Annotated in this window: 18 protein-coding genes, 1 other RNA gene and 2 pseudogenes; 8 read left to right on the top strand and 13 right to left on the bottom strand. The window is 63.5% G+C overall.

Features of this window, described 5'->3' with window-relative positions; all coding sequences use genetic code 11:
- Positions 1-23: 23 nt before the first annotated feature.
- Entirely contained in the window at positions 24-221 is a 198-nt protein-coding gene (locus tag AC0V8S_RS17995) for a hypothetical protein (protein WP_013894716.1), read from the bottom strand.
- Positions 222-477: 256 nt separating this feature from the next.
- A complete protein-coding gene (locus tag AC0V8S_RS18000) occupies positions 478-957 on the bottom strand; it encodes a thioesterase family protein (protein ID WP_475432651.1) in 480 nt (159 codons plus the stop codon).
- A 102-nt stretch (positions 958-1,059) separates the two neighbouring features.
- On the opposite strand from AC0V8S_RS18000, the gene AC0V8S_RS18005 reads away from it, so the two are divergent.
- The 3 genes from AC0V8S_RS18005 to AC0V8S_RS18015 all read left to right on the top strand — a co-directional run bounded on the left by AC0V8S_RS18005 (position 1,060) and on the right by AC0V8S_RS18015 (position 3,643).
- Positions 1,060-2,478: an FAD-binding oxidoreductase gene (locus AC0V8S_RS18005; protein WP_475432652.1), complete on the top strand. Its 1,419-nt coding sequence runs from the start codon at positions 1,060-1,062 to the stop codon at positions 2,476-2,478.
- Positions 2,479-2,982, top strand: a complete 504-nt coding sequence (locus tag AC0V8S_RS18010; RefSeq protein WP_475432653.1) for a hypothetical protein — start codon at positions 2,479-2,481, stop codon at positions 2,980-2,982.
- A gap of 139 nt (positions 2,983-3,121) precedes the next feature.
- Complete coding sequence (locus tag AC0V8S_RS18015; protein WP_475432654.1) at positions 3,122-3,643, top strand: hypothetical protein; 522 nt, start codon at positions 3,122-3,124, stop codon at positions 3,641-3,643.
- 34 nt (positions 3,644-3,677) lie between these two features.
- On the opposite strand, the gene AC0V8S_RS18020 is transcribed toward AC0V8S_RS18015, so the two are convergent.
- The gene (locus AC0V8S_RS18020) at positions 3,678-4,664 is read right to left on the bottom strand and encodes a Dyp-type peroxidase (RefSeq protein WP_183460714.1); all 987 of its coding nucleotides are present in this window, start codon (positions 4,662-4,664) and stop codon (positions 3,678-3,680) included.
- A 133-nt stretch (positions 4,665-4,797) separates the two neighbouring features.
- On the opposite strand from AC0V8S_RS18020, the gene AC0V8S_RS18025 reads away from it, so the two are divergent.
- Positions 4,798-8,784, top strand: a complete 3,987-nt coding sequence (locus AC0V8S_RS18025; protein ID WP_475432655.1) for an AsmA family protein — start codon at positions 4,798-4,800, stop codon at positions 8,782-8,784.
- Between the two features lie 159 nt (positions 8,785-8,943).
- Here the strand turns inward: AC0V8S_RS18025 and AC0V8S_RS18030 are convergent, their stop codons facing one another.
- The 3 genes from AC0V8S_RS18030 to AC0V8S_RS18040 form a co-directional block, all read right to left on the bottom strand.
- Complete coding sequence (locus tag AC0V8S_RS18030) at positions 8,944-9,831, bottom strand: sigma-70 family RNA polymerase sigma factor (RefSeq protein WP_475432656.1); 888 nt, start codon at positions 9,829-9,831, stop codon at positions 8,944-8,946.
- Between the two features lie 33 nt (positions 9,832-9,864).
- Positions 9,865-10,170: a hypothetical protein gene (locus AC0V8S_RS18035; RefSeq protein ID WP_183460712.1), complete on the bottom strand. Its 306-nt coding sequence runs from the start codon at positions 10,168-10,170 to the stop codon at positions 9,865-9,867.
- A gap of 115 nt (positions 10,171-10,285) precedes the next feature.
- Entirely contained in the window at positions 10,286-10,723 is a 438-nt protein-coding gene (locus tag AC0V8S_RS18040) for a MarR family winged helix-turn-helix transcriptional regulator (protein WP_244661754.1), read from the bottom strand.
- Between the two features lie 130 nt (positions 10,724-10,853).
- On the opposite strand from AC0V8S_RS18040, the gene AC0V8S_RS18045 reads away from it, so the two are divergent.
- A complete protein-coding gene (locus AC0V8S_RS18045) occupies positions 10,854-12,650 on the top strand; it encodes a chloride channel protein (RefSeq protein WP_475432657.1) in 1,797 nt (598 codons plus the stop codon).
- Between the two features lies 1 nt (position 12,651).
- Here AC0V8S_RS18045 and AC0V8S_RS18050 read toward each other — a convergent pair whose 3' ends face one another.
- From AC0V8S_RS18050 to AC0V8S_RS18065, 4 genes are all read right to left on the bottom strand, one after another.
- Entirely contained in the window at positions 12,652-12,876 is a 225-nt protein-coding gene (locus AC0V8S_RS18050) for a ribbon-helix-helix domain-containing protein (protein WP_183460708.1), read from the bottom strand.
- 9 nt (positions 12,877-12,885) lie between these two features.
- On the bottom strand, positions 12,886-13,080 hold the full coding sequence (locus tag AC0V8S_RS18055) for a DUF4169 family protein (RefSeq protein WP_183460706.1): 195 nt from the start codon (positions 13,078-13,080) through the stop codon (positions 12,886-12,888).
- 17 nt (positions 13,081-13,097) lie between these two features.
- Positions 13,098-13,634 carry an SspB family protein gene (locus AC0V8S_RS18060; protein ID WP_183460704.1) on the bottom strand — a complete coding sequence of 179 codons (537 nt, stop codon included), beginning with the start codon at positions 13,632-13,634 and terminating at the stop codon, positions 13,098-13,100.
- Positions 13,635-13,779: 145 nt separating this feature from the next.
- Positions 13,780-14,469: a TetR/AcrR family transcriptional regulator gene (locus tag AC0V8S_RS18065; protein WP_183460702.1), complete on the bottom strand. Its 690-nt coding sequence runs from the start codon at positions 14,467-14,469 to the stop codon at positions 13,780-13,782.
- Positions 14,470-14,657: 188 nt separating this feature from the next.
- Between AC0V8S_RS18065 and AC0V8S_RS18070 the strand changes: the two genes are divergently transcribed.
- Positions 14,658-15,863 (top strand): multidrug effflux MFS transporter, encoded by a 1,206-nt coding sequence (locus tag AC0V8S_RS18070; RefSeq protein ID WP_475432658.1) that lies wholly within the window; start codon positions 14,658-14,660, stop codon positions 15,861-15,863.
- A gap of 46 nt (positions 15,864-15,909) precedes the next feature.
- On the opposite strand, the pseudogene AC0V8S_RS18075 reads toward AC0V8S_RS18070, so the two are convergent.
- Both AC0V8S_RS18075 and ssrA read right to left on the bottom strand, forming a co-directional pair.
- Positions 15,910-16,462, bottom strand: a pseudogene (locus AC0V8S_RS18075) (AAA family ATPase).
- 114 nt (positions 16,463-16,576) lie between these two features.
- Positions 16,577-16,937: a transfer-messenger RNA gene (ssrA, locus tag AC0V8S_RS18080) on the bottom strand.
- A 169-nt stretch (positions 16,938-17,106) separates the two neighbouring features.
- Between ssrA and AC0V8S_RS18085 the strand changes: the two genes are divergently transcribed.
- A complete protein-coding gene (locus AC0V8S_RS18085) occupies positions 17,107-17,418 on the top strand; it encodes a DUF2853 family protein (RefSeq protein WP_064983857.1) in 312 nt (103 codons plus the stop codon).
- Between the two features lie 440 nt (positions 17,419-17,858).
- Positions 17,859-18,652, top strand: a pseudogene (locus AC0V8S_RS18090) (thymidylate synthase).
- Between the two features lie 66 nt (positions 18,653-18,718).
- On the opposite strand, the gene AC0V8S_RS18095 reads toward AC0V8S_RS18090, so the two are convergent.
- Complete coding sequence (locus AC0V8S_RS18095) at positions 18,719-18,928, bottom strand: TOBE domain-containing protein (protein WP_095202217.1); 210 nt, start codon at positions 18,926-18,928, stop codon at positions 18,719-18,721.
- Positions 18,929-18,941: the final 13 nt, after the last annotated feature.

The following is an 18,941-nucleotide window of genomic DNA, read 5'->3' on the forward strand; positions in this document are numbered from 1 at the left end:
TCTTCCAGACCGACTCGCCGAGGCTAGGCGTGGCCGCGCTTCAGGCGGGCGCGCTTCAAAATGCTGCGCCAGCGGATCATGTCGAACGGGATCGGTTCGTTGTTGTTGGCGATATGGAATATCTCGTTGTCGACGTTCTTGAGCGAACGCCAGAAATCGTAGTCGGTGATGCGCGGATCAGCGGCCAGCCTGTCCACCTCGACCTTGATGTCGGTTTTCATGCACGTCCCTCGAACCGGCTTCGCCCCGCCGCTCGTAAACAACTCTATGCGGATGGTTTTCGACCGCTCCGCTGAGTCGTTCAACGGCTCAATTGGCTTGTTCCCGTTAAATCCTCGGTAAGGTTAACGCCGGTCCAAACCCGCTTCAAGCACCGCTGCCGGTGGATATCGGGGGCTCTGCGATTTTGAGTTCAGGGTGTGGCTTTGAAGTCAGACCCAATGCCTCGCCGGAAGCTGGATGGATATCGGCTTCGTCCTATTTGCGTTTGATGCCGATCGAGCGGCCGGCACGCTCCGGCATCGGCAGCACCGAATGGGCGGCGCGCATGGCTTCGACCTTGGCCAGCACATCGGCGGGGAAGGGCGCGACCTTCGGCCCCGACATGTCGACATGCAGCGACAGCGTCTCGGAGGTGGCGGCGAGCCAGCCGTCGACATGGCGGATTTCCTGGTAGGCGCGCAGGCGCTTCGCGTCATGGTCGATGAGCTGGAAGGACACCTGGACCTTGTGGTCCAGATGCAGCTCCTGGACGTAGCAGACATGGACTTCTGCGGTGTAGATGGTGAGGCGCCGCTCTCTCACATAGTCCAGCCCCATGCCCATCGCCTCGAAAGCCTCGTCCGAGCAGCGGTCGAACAGCACGTTGTAATAGGCCATGTTGAGATGGCCGTTGTAATCGATCCAGTCCTTCTCGATGTCCATGGGCTCGGAGACGAAGGGGGCGGGGATGGACATTGAAACTTCCTTGTTCTGGTGCTGGACAGAGCGCGTTGGGTGAGACTACGCATCCATAATCGCATAACCAGCGTGGACGCTGGTCCATTCGCGGAGGAATTCATGGCTCTGAGCGACCTCAATCCGGTCGAACGCAACGAGGAAGGCATCGCGTCGGTGCTCGGCATCCTCAAGCAACAGCTCGGCGAGCGTTTTCAGACCGGCCAGGCGATCCGCTCGCAGCACGCGCACACCACCACCTATATCCCGACGCAGGCGCCCGATGGCGTCGCTTTCCCGGAGACGACCGCCGAGGTGCAGGAGATCGTGCGCGCCTGCGCCGCGCATCGTGTACCGGTGATCGCCTTTGGCGTCGGCTCCTCGCTGGAAGGTCACACCAACGCGCCGGGCGGCGGCATCTCGGTCGACACCTCGCGCATGAACCGCATACTTGCGGTCAATCCGCAGGATCTCGACTGCACGGTCGAGCCCGGCGTGACGCGCGAGGATTTGAACCGGCATCTGCGCGACACCGGCCTGTTCTTCCCGATCGATCCCGGCGCCAATGCCTCGCTCGGCGGCATGGCGGCGACGCGGGCCTCCGGCACCAATGCGGTGCGCTACGGCACGATGCGCGAGAACGTGCTGTCGCTGACGGCCGTCATGGCCGACGGCGAGACGGTGACGACCGGCAAGCGGGCGAAAAAGAGCTCGGCCGGCTACGATTTGACCCGGCTGCTGGTCGGCTCGGAAGGCACGCTCGGCATCATCACCGCGCTGACGCTGAAGCTGCAAGGCATTCCGCAGGCGATCTCCGGCGGCGTCTGTCCGTTTCCGAGCGTCGAAGCGGCCTGCAATGCCGTGATCGCGACGATCCAGATGGGCATTCCGGTGGCGCGCATCGAACTGGTCAACGCGCTGCAGATGCGGGCGATGAAGAACTATTCCAAGCTCGACTATCCCGAGAACCCGTGCCTGTTCGTTGAGTTCCACGGCAGCGATGCCGGCGTTGCCGAGCAGGCCGAGACTTTTGGCATGATTGCCGAGGAAAATGGCGGCGGGCCGTTCCTGTGGACCAGCGTCGCCGAGGAACGCACCAAACTGTGGAAGGCGAGGCACGATGCCTACTGGTCGTCGCTGACGCTGCGGCCGGGCGCCAAGGGCTTGTCGACCGATGTCTGCGTGCCGATCTCGCGCTTTGCCGAATGCGTCACCGAAACAGAGGCCGACATCGCCGAAATGGGGCTGATCGCGCCGATCGTCGGCCATGCCGGGGACGGCAATTTCCACGTGCTGGTGCTGATGGATGTCAATGATCCCAAGGAGATCGCGCTGTCGGAGAGATTCGTCGCGCGGCTCAACATGCGGGCGATCGCCATGGACGGCACCTGCACTGGCGAGCACGGCATCGGCCAGGGCAAGATCGGCTTCCTGCGGCCCGAGCTTGGCCATGGTGTCGACATCATGCGTTCCATCAAGCAGGCGCTCGACCCGCAAAACATCATGAACCCTGGCAAGATATTGCCTGGCGGCGACCGCTAGATGTCGACTGCCGAGACCTTGCTGCGGATAGAGGTGCCGCTGTCGTCCGCTGGAGCGCCACTGCCCCATGTGTTTGCGGATGAAGGCAGGCTGCTCGTCGCCTACCTCACCAATACTCCGGATCCATCTTTCGATGGCACGAATCCGCGCTCGGTTTCGCCGCTGACAGGCAACCAGTCCGTCGCCATCCTGACGGCTGACCCTTATCTGGCATTTCAGTTCGGCCCGCCGAATGACGAGGCCATCAGTGGCCATCGTCTCTATCCGTTGGGCTTGCGGGCCTACGAGGCATTTGAAGTCCGCAACTCGTCGTGGATCGCCTCCCTGGAAAAGGCAAATCGGGTTCATTCGTCCCATGCGCCCGAACTGTTTTCAGATTATCGGCATTTCATCTTGACGTTCCACGATTCGACGCTGGAGTTCATTGCCGAGAGTTTCTCGACAAGCCTTCGCAAGGGAGTGGTTTTGGCTGTGCTGATGGAGGCCGTCGGAGAGGGCGCCTGAACCCTCCGGACGATGGTCCCGCAAGCTCGTGACGCGCGATGCACAAAAAGGCTCGTCTTGACCGTGCCACCATTCGGGTCGAGGCTCCTTTCCGCGGCAAGCCTAACAAGACAGGCGTCGCCAGCGGAGGAGAACTGTCATGGCCATTTCACGCAAGGAAGAAGCCCGCGCGCTGAGCGCCGACGAAAAGGAACTGGTGGAGAAATCGCACCATCCGGCGGTGCAGGAGCTTTCCGATGCCGACCTTTCCGGCCTGGTCAAGCTGCTGCGCGAGCGGCGGGACAAGGCGCAGACCGAAGCACACCGCCGCCGGCGTGAAATACGCGGCAAGGGCGCGCCGAAACGGGCTGCGCCCTCAAAGGCCGATGGCGGTTCGCAGGTGAAACTGGCGGTGCTGGCCATGGCGATGCGGCGGCTGAACGGCGAGGCCGAGCGGCGGCGCCAACTGGCGGCTCGCATTTCGCTGGTCGGGAATGCACGCAAGGCACTGGCCATGAAGCAACATGCGCCGGCGGGCGGTCCGGCGCACAATTCGCGGACGGCTCACAAGGGCATGCGGGCCGTGGCCAACGAGCGGGCGCCGAAGCTGGTGCGGCCGGCGGAACTCGGCCGGCAACGCAAGGCGGGCAAGGTGGCGCAAGCGAAGCGCGACGCGCGCTGATCCTTGTGGGTAAGGGGCTGTCTGTCGCCCCGCCCTACCGCCCGGCGGGAAGCTGCTGCTGCGCGCCCTCGACAAGGGCCTGCAGCAAGGGCCGCGTCGGCGCGAAGAATGTCGTGCCGGTCTGCGGCGTGGAGACATCGAGCAGCCGGTCGTAGGCGCCCGGCGGGTCGCCGACATACATGCGCTGCAGCATCTTTTCGGTGACCCACAGATACCTGGAATAGCCGATGAAGTAGGTGCCGAACTCGTTCTGCCCGGGCCGGCCGAACGGCATGTTGTCGCGCAAGATGTCGTACTCGTTGCCGTCGGCATCCTCGATGGTGGCCAGCGACTTGTGCGATTTGCGCGGCGCGTCGTCATCGTCGATCTCGATGTTGTCGATCTTGGTGCGGCCGATGATCGCCTCTTGCTCGGGCGTTGGAATGCGCGCCCAGGCCTGCATATCGTGCAGGTATTTCTGGACGACGACATAGGAGCCGCCGGCAAAGTCGGCATCCTCGTCGCCGACCAGCGCCGAGGCGGGCAGGTCGAGGCCGGTCGGGTTGGCGGTGCCGTCGACAAAACCGAGCAGGTCGCGGGCATCGAAATAGCGAAAGCCCGTCACTTCGTCGACGACGATCACATCAGGACCGAGCCGGTCGAGCAGGATGCGCTCGAACTCGAAGCACATGTCGGGCCGCTCGGCCCGGATGTGGAAGAGGAGGTCGCCCGCTGTCGAAGGCGCCGAATGGACCGCGCCCTTGATCGGCGCAAACGGTTTCAGCTCCAGCGGCCGCCGGCCGGGGCTGAGGCGGTCCCAGAGATCGCGGCCGATGCCGGCGATGCACGACAGGCGGCCGCCAAGGTCGCGGAAGCCGACAGTCTTGACTAGGTCGTCAAGTTCGCCGAGCACGGAACAAACCTTGGCCAGGGCCGGCTGTTCGCCGGCGACGGTGACGACAAGGAAAATCGCCGACTGCGAAAGCGGCGCATCGACGCTCTGCGCGTCGATCGGCACGCGGTCCCAGTTCTTGCCCGACATCTGAAAAATCTCCACTTTTGCCGGATTTGTTTCAGATCGCTTGGGATGACGCAATACTGGATGAATTGCCTCTTTATCGACACGCGGATGCGGGTAGAGTGCGGCAGAATTTCAATCAACCTGTTCGGAGCTGATGCTCGCACGCCTGTTCGTGATCTTTGGTGGCCTGTTCGTGCTGGTGCTGTGCGCGGCGCTGGTGGTCCCGTACTTTGTCGACTGGACCGGCTACCGCGCTGAGTTCGAGCGCGAGGCAAGCGCCATCCTTGGCCGCAAGGTGACCGTGCAGGGCGACGCCACGGCAAGGCTGTTGCCGTTCCCTTCGGTGACCTTCTCCAACGTCGCCGTTGCCGGCGGCCCGAACGGCCAGTCGGCCATGACCGTCGAGACGTTCTCTATGGATGCGGAACTGGCGCCCTTCCTGCGCGGCGAGGTGCTGATCTTCGATATGCGGCTGGTACGGCCGAAGGCGACGATCGACATTGCCAGGGATGGGACGGTGGACTGGGCGATGCGGCCGTCCTCGCCCTTCGACCTCAACCAGATCTCGATCGAGAAGCTGACAGTGACGGAAGGGCAGATCGAACTGCGACATGCCGCCGGCGGACGCAGCCATATCTTTTCCGAAATCAACTCGACCATTTCGGCCAAGTCGCTGGCCGGCCCGTGGCGCATGGACGGCACGCTGCGGCTTGATGGGTTGCGCACCACGATCGCGGCGTCGACCGGCAAGGCCGAAGGCAATGGGCAGATGCGGCTGCGGCTGAAGGCCGATCCCGACGCCTATCCGCTGGTCATCGAAACCGACGGCAATGCCGGCATCGTCAATGGTGCCGCGGTCTATTCCGGCCAGTTCAAGATCTCGAGCGCTGACAAGAATGGCGCCGACAAGCACAGCGCCGAACTGCGCGGCACCGATGGTGAGACCGTGAAGGTCAGCGCCGGCAAGCCCGATCCGGGCTTCCGGCTGAACGGCAAATTTTCGCTCGACCACCAGAAGCTTGGCGTCGACGAATTCCGTTTCGAGACCGGGCCGCTGGACAATCCCTACACCGCCGACGGCAAGGCCTCGGTCGATCTCGGCCAGAAGCCGAACTTCGCCATCGAGGCCAATGGCGCACAGGTGCAGTTCGACGAGGCGGTGGGCGCCGAGGCCGGCGCCGGCCTGACACTGGATCAGCGCATTGCCGGGCTGGAGCAGGCGCTGCTCGATCTGCCGAAGCCGACCATTCCCGGCACCGTCGAGGTCAAGCTGCCGGCGGTGGTGGCGGGCGACACGACGGTGCGTGATGTCCATCTGTCCGCCGAGCCCGTTGAGAGCGGCTGGTCGATCAAATCGCTTGCCGCGACCTTGCCGGGCCGCACCACGCTGGAAGCCGATGGCATGCTTGCACTCAACGTGCAGGGCCATTTCGGCTTCACCGGCTCGTTGCTGCTGGCCGTGGCGCAACCGTCCGGTTTTGCCGCCTGGCTGTCCAGGGATGTCGACGAAGCGATCCGCCGTCTGCCTGCCGCCGGCTTCAAGGCCAAGGTCGATCTCGCGGAAAACCATCAATCCTTCAGCGATCTCGAATTGATCCTCGGCAAGGCGAAATTCTCGGGCCGCATGGATTCCAGTCAGCCTGACGACGCAAAGCCATCAGTGCTGATGCGGCTCGAGGGCGGTGAACTCGATGTCGACGGGCTGGCGGCCTTCGCCTCGATCTTCGTCAGCGACAAGGGCGCCAACCGTTTTGCCAACAGCGATCTCGATTTCCAGATCAAGGCCGGCCCGGTCAGCGCCGGCGGTTTGACCGCCGACACGGTCGACACCGCGCTCAGGCTGCGCGACGGCTTGCTTGAAGTCGACCGGCTCTCGGTCGGCGGGTTGGCCGGCGCCTCGATCAGCGCGACGGGCCGGATCAAGGATTTTCCGGCGAGCCCGACCGGCAAGCTCGATGCATCGGTTGTCGCCGTCGATCTGAAGCCGCTGATCGACGTTGCCGCGCAGCATTATCCCGACAATGCGGTGCTTAAGGGACTGGCGAGCCGTGCCGCTGCCTATCCGGACCTGTTCCAGGACGCACGCGTCGACCTCGTGGCGAGTGCCGCCGACAATGGCGACGGCACGACGGGGCTGGCGGTGAGCGGACAAGGCAAGGCCGGCGGCACGGCCTTTTCCGCTTCGCTGTCGGGGAAGGGGGCGCCGGGCAGATTGCTTGAAGCGCCGGTGATACTGACCTTCAACGCCAAAAACCCCGATGCCACCACGCTGCTGGCGCTTTACGGCCTGCCGGCGCTGCCGCTCGGCATGCTGGGCGAGGCAACCACGGATATCCAGGCCAAGGGCACATTTGGCGGTGGCCTGGCGACGACTTTCAGTCTTGCCGGCAACGACTTCAAGGCTGGCTTCGAAGGGACGGTCGCCGATACGCCGCAAGGCCCGACCGCCAAGGGCAAGATCAACCTCGATGCCGCAGACATCGAACCCTGGCTGATGACATCAGGCATAGGGTTGCCGGGCATGGGCGCTGGCATGTCGACGTCGCTCGCGGCACAAGGCGATTACGGCAACGGTTTGCTGGTGCTGGACAATGTCAGCGGCGCCATCAACGAGGCGGCGGTGTCCGGCGACATCAATGTCGACGTCAAGGAGGGCGTGCCGCATCTGGCCGGTGCGCTGGTGCTCGACGAGCTCGACCTCGATCCGATGGCGGTGGCGCTGTTCGGCGATTCCGCTTTCCTTGCCGACAAAAATGGGGCTGACAAGAATGGGGCCGACAAGAGCGGCAAGGGTGGCGCCTGGCCGGCAGCGCCCTTCAGCCAGAAATCCAGCCTGCCGTTCACCGCCGACCTCGACCTGACGACGGCGGCGCTTGCCGCCGGACCGCTCGCCACCGCCTATGATGCCGCCTTTTCGCTGAAACTCGACCAGGAAGGCATCCGCGTCTCCGACCTCAAGGCGAAACTGCTTGGCGGGGCGCTGACCGGGCTGTTCGAATTGAAGAACAATGAGGGCACCGGGCTTTTCACCGGCCAGATGAAACTGGCGGGGGCTGATCTGGCAAATGTGCTGCCAGACGCCGGCATCAGCGGCAGTGGCGATTTCTCGACGACGCTGTCGACCAGCGGCAAGTCGGTCGATGCGATGATTGCCGCCCTGTCGGGTTCCGGCACGGCGGCGCTCAGGGGTTTGCAGGTCGCCGGCGTCAATCCCGATGCGTTCAGCGCTTTGCTGGCCAAGGCGGATGCGATCGGGCGCGACATCGACGCGGCCAAGACCGCGGGCTTCGCGCCCGAGATCGCCGCCGCTGGCAATTTTGCCGCCAAGGATGCCGACATCGCCTTTACAATTGCCGGCGGCACGCTGCGAGCGCCGCCGATCAGCCTCGAAAACCCGGCTGCGACCTTGTCTGCCGATGTCACGACCGATCTCAACACCAGCACGGTTTCCGCCAAGGGCACCATCACCTACCGGCCTGGCGATGAGGCGCTGGTCGGCTCCGAGCCGGCCGTCAATTTCACCGCTGAAGGACCGTTCGGCGCCGTCAAACGGCAGTTCGACAGCGAACCGCTGGCGCAGTTCCTGACCCAGCGCGCTCTGGAGAAGGAGCAGCAACGCGTCGAGGCGATGCAGGCGGCCTTGCTGGAGAAACAGCGGCTGCGGCGCGAGGTGCGCTATTACGCGGCACTGCAGGACGCGCGCGACAAGGCCGCCGAGGAACTGCGCCAGCAGGAAGAGGCGGCGCGGCTGAAAGCCGAGGCCGACGCCAAGGCGAAAGCGGAGGCTGAAGCCCAGGCGCAGGCCGAAGCGGAGGCCAAGGCGAAGGCCGACGCGGAAGCGAAAGCCAAGGCCGATGCGGACGCAAAGGCGAAAGCCGATGCCGAGGCGAAGGCCGCGGCCGAGCAGCAGGCCGCCGACGAAGCGGCCAAGGCGCAGGCCGAGCAGGAGCGCCAGAAAGCCGAAGAGGCGATGCGCATCGCTACGCAGGAAAAGGCCAGGCTCGAGGCCGAGCGCAAGGCGGCGGAACAGGCGCCCAAGGTCGAGCGCGCGCCGCTGCCGGAGGCCAACGACAATCCGCCGCCGGCCAAGCCTAAGTCCAATCCGTTCACGGTCGATAATTTGTTGAAGTCGTTGCAGTAGGGCAGTAGGGCAGTAGGGCAGTAGGGCAGTAGGGCAGTAGGGCAGTAGGGCAGTAGGGCAGTAGGGCAGTAGGGCAGTAGGGCAGTAGGGCAGTAGGGCAGTAGGGCAGTAGGGCAGTAGGGCAAGGCCTTCCCGTCGCTGACCCGAAGGACTCTTGTCTCAGAGAGCGAGTAGCTTGGCGCCGTCGGCGACGTAACGGGCATGGCGAAAATCGCGGATGCCGGCAAGTCTGCCGCCCTGCCAGGCCACCAGGATGAAATAGGTGGGGCGGGCCGCCGGGTCGTTGGGGTCGCGGACGAGGATTGCTGGCCTGTTTTCAACCAAGCCGGGCCCGAGGCGCCAATCCTGGACGCGGGAATAGTTGCCGAAATAGGTGCCGGCTTCCCTTTTACCGTTGAGCCGCGTCCTGGCCACCAACTCCAGGCGCACTTCTTGCGCCAGCATGTCGCGTACCGCGTCGAAATCGCGGGCATTGAAGCGGTCGATGTAGGCATTGAGCAACTGACGTTCCGCGACGCCCAGTCTCGGGAGAGGGCGGTCGTCAGGTTCGTCTGCAATCTGGCGCAGCCGGTCGCGGCCACGATGCAGCGCGGCCTTGACCGCAGGAATGCTGATGTCGAACGTGGCGCTGATCTCCTGCAGCGAGTAGCCCAGAACATCCATCATGATGACGCTGCTTCGCTGCGCGATGGGAAGCCGCATGAAGCTGTGCAGGGCGGCGGAAGCGGCCTGGCGATCGATGGTGGGATTTGCCGGGTCGACGATCATGTCCGGATCCTCCTCGGCAAAGGTCTTTTCGCGGGTGCGCCGGCGCAGGAAGTCGAGCGCCGCATTGTGGGCGATGCGAAACAGCCAGCCTTCCGGATTGGCGATCGGGCCGGCACTGGGCAAGGCCTCGAATGCCTTGGCCAGCGCATCCTGCAGCACATCCTCGCCGTCTATGACCGAGCCCGTCATGCGGGCGCAGTAACGGTGCAGCTTAGGGCGCAATTCCCCAAACAGGCGCTCGAAGAGCCCATGCTGCCCGCCAGGAATGGGAATGTTCATGAGCCTCCCGTTCTGCGACCTCGTCTGCTTCGATTACTCCTCGAGCATCCGGTAGCTACCCACCACGGTCATCTCGTCGCGTTGCGGACGTTCGCTGCAGCGATCCCTGAAGCCGCTTTGAAAGGCCTCGAATGCGGCCAGCCCGGTGAGGATATCAGAATGCGCATCGGTCTCCGTCTCGACCAGATGGACGAATGTCCCGTCGCCGGCGCGCAAGGTCATGTAGCGAACGCCGTCCGGCGATTTGTCGCGCAATTCCTGGAAAACGGTCTTGATCAACTGCTCGTTCTCATCGGCCCGTTCTGGTTTCATCTTGTAGCGTATCAGGTGACGTTTCATCTCTGGTCTTCCTTTTGATTGCCCTTGCGCCCTTCGAGGCGTTCATCCGCTAGACGTTGCGGAAAGGCCAAAGGATTCGGCGCCGCAAAAAAATGCCAGGTGCCATGCTGAGACGTCACTCGCGGCCCTGATCGAGCAGGCGCCTCAGCATGGGTTCGATGCGCGAAAGCTCGTCGAGATGCGTGGCCGACAACTCGGCCAGGCAATCGTCGGCGCGCTCGGTCAGCCGCAGCAGCACGCGGCGATGGTCGTCCTTGTCCTGGTCCCGCACGACCAGTCCGGCTTCGCTCAGGCGGTTGACCAGTTCGACGGCGCTGTGATGGCGGATGCGCAGGCGCTCCGCCAGATCGCCGACCGTCACCGGTCCACCGCCCGGATAGCCCTTGATCGCCAGCAGCGCCTGATGCTGGCGCGGCGTCAGCCCGGCGTCTTCCGCCTGGATCTGGCTGAACTCGAGGAAGCGGCGGATCAGGTAGCGGAACTCCGACAGCCGCTGGTAGTCGGCCTGTTTGATGGCGGGGCGTGATTTTTTGGGCTGCGTCATTCCAGACATTTGTTCCATTCCGGCAAAAGGCTCAAACGGTTTTGCTGCAAAACCAGCTTGAATTTATATCGTGTTACGATACATAGCGAGCCGACCAAGCCGGCATATCCGAGGTCCGGCCACCGCGAGAAAGCCAGCCATGAAGCCCTCCGAAAATAGCCATCTCAGGGATTTCACCACCGACGCGCGCGTGCTGACCATTGCTACCATAGCGGTGGTGGTGGCCACGGCGGCGCTGTTCGCCGGCATCGTGCTTTTGAAACTGATCCGGCTTGCCACCAACATTGCCTATTTCGGCCAGTTCACGCTCGCCGAGCTGAAATTGCAGGATACGCCGCTCGGGCTTGCCGCCGTGATCGTCCCCGTCATCGGCGCGCTGATCATCGGCCTGATGGCGCGCTACGGCAGCGAGAAGATCCGCGGCCACGGCATTCCCGAAGCGATCGAGGCGATCCTGCTTGGGCGTTCAAAACTTGGTGCCAAGGTGGCGATCCTGAAGCCGCTGTCGTCGGCTATCTCGATTGGTTCCGGCGGACCGTTCGGCGCCGAAGGGCCGATCATCATGACCGGCGGCGCGATCGGCTCGCTGATCGCGCAGATGCTGCCGGTCAGCGACAACGAACGCAAGACGCTGCTGGTGGCAGGCGCGGCTGCCGGCATGACCACCGTGTTCGGCACGCCGATCGCCGCCATCATGCTGGCGGTCGAATTGCTGCTGTTCGAATGGACGCCGCGTTCCTTCATCCCCGTGGCGGTTGCCGCGATCATTGCCGAGGTCGAGCGCACCGTGCTGCATCTGCCCGGGCCGATCTTTCCGTTCCAGGGCGGCATGGCGGTGTCCTTCGTTGGGCTTGGCGGCTGGGTTCTGGTCGGTGTCTGCGCCGGCCTGCTGTCGGGGCTGCTCACCCAGATGGTCTATGCCTGCGAGGACGCCTTCCAGAAACTGCCCATCCACTGGATGTGGTGGCCGATGATCGGCGGCCTGGTGGTCGGCATCGGCGGACTGATCGAGCCGCGCGCGCTCGGCGTCGGCTATGACAACATCGCCGACATGCTGGATGGCCGCACGCTTGCCACTGCGGCGCTGATGCTGCTGGTGGTCAAGGCCATCATCTGGTCGGTGGCGCTCGGTTCAGGGACGTCCGGCGGCGTGTTGGCGCCGCTGCTGATCATGGGTGGCGCGATGGGCGCCTTGCTCGGCGGGTTCCTGCCGACGGCGGATCCCGGTTTCTGGGCGCTGCTGGCCATGTCTGCGACCATGGGCGGCACGATGCGGGCGCCGCTGACGGCAACGTTCTTCGCCGTGGAACTGACCGGCAACACGCATGTCCTTGTTCCCTTGATCGCGGCTTGCGCCACGGCGCATGCCGTGACCGTGCTTTTGATGAAGCGCTCGATCCTGACCGAAAAGGTTGCAAGGCGAGGGCATCATTTGGTGCGCGAATATCGCGTCGATCCCTTCGCGCTAACCAGGGTGCGCGAGGTGATGACGGCGCAGGTCGAGAGCGTGCCGGCGACGATGACGCTGCATGGCGCGGCGGCGTTCCTGACCGCGCCGGAAACCCGGCATCCGAGCTTCCCGGTCATCGACGAGAACAGGCGGGTGCTTGGCCTCATCGACCCGCCGGCGATCCTGCGCTGGCGCCGCGCCGGCAAGCACAGGACGACGACGCTCAGTGACCTGCTTTCCGGAAGCAAGGTGACGCTTGCCTATCCCGACGAGTATCTCGAAGGCCTCTCCGACAAGCTGTTGATGGCCAATATCTCGCATCTGCCGGTCGTCACCCGCGAAAGCCTGCAACTGGTCGGCTATGTCGGCTGGAAGGATCTGATGCGCGTGCGGTCGAGGAAACAGGCCGAGGAACGCGACCGTTCGACCTTGCTTGGCTTCGGCACCAGACGCGGGAGAAAGACGGACGTGGTCGAGGGCATCTAGCCTAGGCGTTCGCCCCGCGCTTCGCCCACTCCAGCACATGCAGCCGCAGCGCCGAGGACAGGTTGGTGTCGCGGGGCCGCGTCTCATCGACTTCGGCGACGAGGGCGGCCAGTGTCAGCTTTCTCGCCGCCGCGATGGCGATGAGATCGTCATAGAAGGGCTTTTCCAGGGAATAGCTGGTGCGATGGCCGCGAATGGTCACCGAGCGCTTTTCAACGACGCTCACGGCCGGGACTCACTGTTCGTCCTTGCCGGACGGGTCGAGGCGATGGCTGGCGACAAATTTCTCGGCCTTGTCGGCGATCAGCCGGTCGCGTTGCCTTTCTGCCTTGGAGCGGCCATGCAAGGCCCGGTTCTGTTCGGCGACGCGCAGCTTCTCGTCCCGCGCCTTCTGCTTGCGAGCCTGACGGAGGTTGACGATTTCGGCCATGGCGCAGACCGCCCAGCCTATTTCTTGCGGAAGGCGTCGAGCGAAACCACTTCGGCGCCCTTGGTGCCGGCGTCAGCCGCGGCGGGCTTCTTCTCCGCTTCGGCGGCGGCCTTCTTCTCGGCCTTCGGCTTCTTCTCAGAAACGATGGTCAGCGGCTCAGGCGCCGGCTGGGCCGGTTCTTCTTCAGGCTGCGCGTCGGTCTTGACGTCGAACTCAAGCTCGAAATTGACCGAGGGATCATAGAAGCCGCGCACGGCCGAGAACGGGATTTCCAGTTTCTCCGGCACATCGGAGAAGGACAGGCCGACCTCGAAGCCGGTGTCGGTCACCTTCAGGTCCCAGTACTGGAACTGGATGACGATGGTCATCTGCTCGGGATAGCGTTCGCGCAGGCGCGACGAGACGCGCACGCCGGGCGCGCCGGTCAGGAAGGTGATGAAGAAATGATGGTTGCCGGGGAGGCCGGTGCGTGCGACCTCGGCCAGGACCTTGCGCATGACGCCGCGCAACGCCTCCTGGGCCAGAATGTCGTAGCGGATGTGGTCGTCGGCCATGTGGTGGTCGGGTTCCGTTGAATCGTCCGCATAGCTGTAATCAAGCTTGAGCGCGGCGTAAACCTGATATAGGCCACCGCCGCGTCGAAGCGAGAACTATTGCCAACGATTTGATCGGCAGGGCGGCCCGGCGGCAACGGCAATGTTATGCGTTAGCCAGCGCAGTGTGCTTTTTGACGCTGCCCGGGGCAGGGCGCTTGCCGAAAGCGCGCAGGAAGGTGCGCACGCCATTCGTCGCCGATTGCACCACCTCGTCCTCGCGCGGCGTGCCACCGAGCATGAAGGTGGTCTGCAGTTCGGCATTGACCAGGCCGAGGAACTGGCGCGCCGCGACGTCGGGGTCGTCGATGCTGAGATAGCCGCCATAGGCGAGGCGGGCGAAACGGGCGGCGATTGCCGGCCATGTCCTGCCCGGACCCTGTTCCCGCCATTCGGCGAACAATTCGGGATAACGCTCACCCTCGGTCTGGATCAGCTTGCGCAGGAATTTTCCGTCGCGATTGCAGATGCAGTTCTGGTTCAGGCGCACGGCAAAGCCGATCAAATCCGCTTCGAGGTCGCCTGGCTGGTCGGGAAAGGTGGCAATGGTGGCGAAGATGCCGACATTGCAGCGCTCGGTGAGGTCCCGCACCACGGCCATGAAGAGCTTTTCCTTGTCGCCATGGTGGTTGTAGACGGTCTGGCGCGAGACGCCGGCCTCAGCGGCGATCAGGTCGATATTGGCGCCGGCAAAGCCTTCACGGCAGAACACGCCGGCGGCGGCGTCGACGATCGACAGACGCTTGGCCTCATGGCCACGTGGCGGGAAAGTGTCAGGAGAAACGCTTGCTCTCATGAAAATCTATATAGAGGTGGTTGACGATTTAGACAAGAGTGTCTAATTTTGTGGACATACGATAAAGAGATTTCGCACCGGGGACGAATAGAATTCGCTCCTTCAGTGTCGGTGTCTCATGGGATGGAACGTCCTAGGGTTAGACGTCGCCTGGCGGCGGCAACCAGATTTCGAAAGAAGCCAATATCATGAGTTCCAAATTCCTCCGCATTGCGGTCGTGCTCGGCCTATTGTCCGCCATCGGCCCGTTCGCCATCGACATGTATCTTCCCGCACTGCCGTCGATCGGCGCGGATCTACACGCCGGCACGGCCGCCGTGCAGATGAGCCTGCTGATCTTCTTCCTGTCGATGGGTTTTGGCCAGATCGTCGTCGGGCCGATCTCCGACATGGTCGGCCGCAAGCTGCCGCTCTATGGCGGTCTTGCGCTGTTCATGGTCGGCGGCATCGGTTCGGCAATGGCGCCGACCATCGAGTGGCTGATCGCCTTCCGCTTCCTGCAGGGCCTCGGCGCCAGTGCCGGCATGGCCATACCCCGCGCCATCGTGCGCGACCTGCACACCGGCAACGAGGCCGCCAAGCTGATGTCGCTGTTGATGCTGGTGTTTTCGGTGTCGCCGATTCTGGCGCCGCTGACCGGCAGCCAGATCATCGAGAATTTCGGCTGGCGCGCCGTGTTCTGGACGGTGACCGGTGCGGCGGCCCTTGCCACCATCCTGCTCGCGACCTCGCTCAAGGAGACGCGGCCGGCAGAAGAACGCGTCGGTTCCTCCTTCGGCACGGCGCTTGCCGGCTACCGTTTCCTGATGGGTGACCGCAATTTCCTCGGCCTGGTGGCGATCGCCGGCTTCGGCATTGCGAGCTTCTTCGTCTATCTGTCGAGCTCGTCCTTCATCCTGATCGACCATTACGGGCTGTCGCCTTCGGTCTACAGCGTGTTCTTCTCGATCAATGCGGTGGCCTTCATCGGCATGTCGCAGCTGACGGGACTGCTGGCCGGGCGCTTCGGGCTGAAGCGCGTGGTGTGGGTGGCAGTCACCGGCTATGCCTCGACGATGGTGGTGCTGTTGGCGATCATGGCGACGGGCGTCGACCGGCTCGACGTGATGGCGGCTCTGCTATTCGTCGGCTACGGCTTCCTCGGCCTCGTCATCCCGAGCACCTCGGTGCTGGCCATGGAAGAGCACGGCGAGATCGCCGGTACCGCATCGGCGCTGATGGGCACGCTGCATTTCGCCATCGGCGCGCTCGCCATGGGCGTTGCAGGCGTGTTCTTCGACGGCACGCCGCTACCGATGGTCGCCGGCATCACGCTTTGCGCCGTGATTTCCTTCACACTGGCCAAGGTGACGCTCGGCCGCTCGCGCGAGGCGGTCGAGGCGCCGGCGGAGTAGGCACTGTTTGCAAGCCCATGAAAAGGCCGGGTTTTCCCGGCCTTTTTCATTTCAGCCCTGCCTCGGCCAATACGAAACGCAATCGTGCCTCGACCGGCGCCAGGGGCAAGGGGACCAACTCGTAGCCCAGCTCCGTATAGACGCCGGCCAGCGCATGGTAGGTGCGCTCGGCCTCGTCTGGCGTCTGTTTGCGTTCTTCATCCTGCGCGAAAATGTCCGGCCATGGCGGCGCGATGAACACGCGCGGATTGTAGCGGAAACGCATGGGTGGCGGTTCTGATGTGCTCTGCTGCCGGCAGGCCGCTCAGCCTGAGATAGCCGAGCGTGTCCGGCACACCGCGATCGAAGAAGACCGGTCCTGTCTGATCGATCGCGGTCTGATATGAGCGCATCTCCCAGGACAGCATGAGTTCGGCGAACAGAGCGCGGTCGCTCCAGGGCAGGGCGGTTCCGCCGATGGAGGACTGGTCGCGGATGATGCCGCGTCCGGCTTCGACGGAAGTCGCGAAGCCTGCCCGGCGCAGGGCTGCGATCAAAGTGGTCTTGCCGGAGCCCGGACCACCGGTCAGCACGAAGAATCGATCGGAATCGTTTTGCATTTTTGCCCATGGAGAAAGAGACACGCGATGCGGCGGCTTCGCGGCCCACGGCGCTGCGAAGTCTGGACGGCAAAAAGCGGCCGTTGCGCATGACGTGGTTTGAAGGAGGGGAGAAGTGGAGGTTTCTGTTGCCAGGTACCTCCGAACCCCGCCTAGAAGTGCGAACCCCTAGGGCTTGATTTGAAGCGTTCGCACTGCATTAAGCAGCGAGACGAGCTTCCGCATAGTTGTCGTTGGCAACTATAAGTTTAGCCCGATGACGGTGGTACAATGCCGGGCAAAAGTACGATCTTTACACCTTCGTCGATCCTATTTCGCCCCCAGCAAAAACCGCTCTGTCGTCAACAGCGGCTTTTGGTGGAGGCGCCGGGTACCGCCCCCGGGTCCGAACGGCTTATTTCATCGCCCATTTATCGCCATAGTCGGTCAAGCCGACAAAACGAATATAGGGGGCGTTGCGCGGAAATGAAAGGCCGCAATGGTGCTTTGTCCCTGTGTCAAATAGCGACGGCAAGGGTTGACTTGGGCGCGGTCTCAACGGAAGCTTTGCGAGCGGTGAGGAGTTACCGACCTAGCGCACAAGTTGCGAAGCGCGCCACAGCCCTCATCGATCGGATCCGTGGCGCCGACGAGGGGAATTTTTGATGGCCGACTATCTTGCGGATGTGAAGAAATACGACGCGGGCGCCAGCGCCGACGCGGTCGAAAAGATCGTCAAGCATCTGGGCATTGCGCTGAGGAACCGCGATTCTTCGCTGGTGTCCTGCACCGACCCGAAGGAGCTCGAGCGCGTCAAGGAGAGCTGGGTGGCCAAGAAGCTCGGCGTCAGCGACGGGGCCAAGGCCGACGCCTCGATCGAGAAGACCTGCAAGGCGATGCACGCCGACAACACCAAGAGCCGCGTGACCTTCTATTATCTGGTGGCCAAGGATCTGGGCAAACTCGGCTCGCTCTAACGATCGCGCGTCGATTTGCGAAGGCTGGCGCCGGCGTTGCGGCCAGCCTGCGCTGGTCGACCCCCACTCCGTCTCGGCTTCGCCGAGCCACCTCTCCCCCGATCGACGGGGTAGAGGAAAGGAGCCAAGCTTTCTGCCGTCAACGCTCGTCCAGAAAAGCTCCTTTCCTTTCCCTCCGGAGGGGGAAAGGTGGCGCTGCGAAGCAGCGACGGATTGGGGGAACCACGGGGCAGTCAAGCCTCGCGCCGATCAGTCACGCCAATCACAGAAGATGTGTGCATAGCGTAGCGTAAGCGGGGGAGAATGCCCGCTAGGGCAATGAAGGGCGGCGCAAACGTCTGGAAAGAGTGGTGGGCCGAGCAACCCTTCTACCGTTTTGCTGTGTTCGGTCGCCTGTCTGGCCGCTATAATACCCACACCCTCGAATCGAGCCGGAACCGATGCGCCAATATCTCGACCTCTTGCAGCACGTACTGGACAACGGCGCCGACCGTGGCGACCGCACCGGTACGGGTACGCGCTCCGTCTTTGGCTACCAGATGCGCTTCGATCTGGCGCGCGGCTTTCCGGTCACCACCACCAAGAAGCTGCATCTGAAGTCGATCATCCATGAACTGCTGTGGTTCCTGGCCGGCGACACCAACATCAAATATCTGACCGACCACGGCGTCACGATCTGGGACGAATGGGCCGACGAGAATGGCGACCTCGGCCCGGTCTACGGCAAGCAGTGGCGCTCCTGGCCGGACGGCCATGGCGGCTCGATCGACCAGATCGCCAATCTTCTGAAGGAGATACGCCGCAATCCTCAATCGCGGCGGCTGATCGTTTCGGCGTGGAACCCAGCCGAGGTGGAAGCCATGGCGTTGCCGCCATGCCACTGCCTGTTCCAGTTCTACGTGTCCGAGGGCCGGCTTTCCTGCCAGCTCTACCAGCGTTCTGCCGACATTTTCCTTGGCGTGCCGTTCAACATCGCGTCCTACGCGCTGCTGACGCTGATGGTGGCGCAGGTGACCGGGCTGAAGCCGGGCGATTTCGTCCACACGCTGGGTGACGCGCATCTCTATCGAACCATTTCGAACAGGCGCGCGAACAATTGTTGCGCACGCCGAGGGCGCTGCCGACGATGTGGATCAATCCGGAGGTGAAGGACCTGTTCGCCTTCCGCTTCGAGAATTTCCGGCTGGAAAACTATGTCGCCGATGCGTCGATCAAGGCGCCGATCGCCGTTTGAGGCATGTCGATATTCAGGTGATGCCGGCCTGACCTGAATCTCAACACACCTTGAGTTCGGCGACCGTCAGTCGATGCCGACCATCACGTCCGAGGCCTTGACCACGGCATAGGCCTGCTTGCCTTTTTCGAGCTTGAGATCGGCGACGGCTTCGTTGGTGATCGAGGCGGTGACGATGGCGCCGCCGCCGATGTCGATCCTGACATGCGAAGTGGTGGCTCCCTTGACGATCTCGGTGATCGTTCCCTTGAGGATGTTGCGGGCGCTGATCTTCATCGGGCTCTCCATT

The organism is Mesorhizobium oxytropidicola (assembly GCF_056174625.1).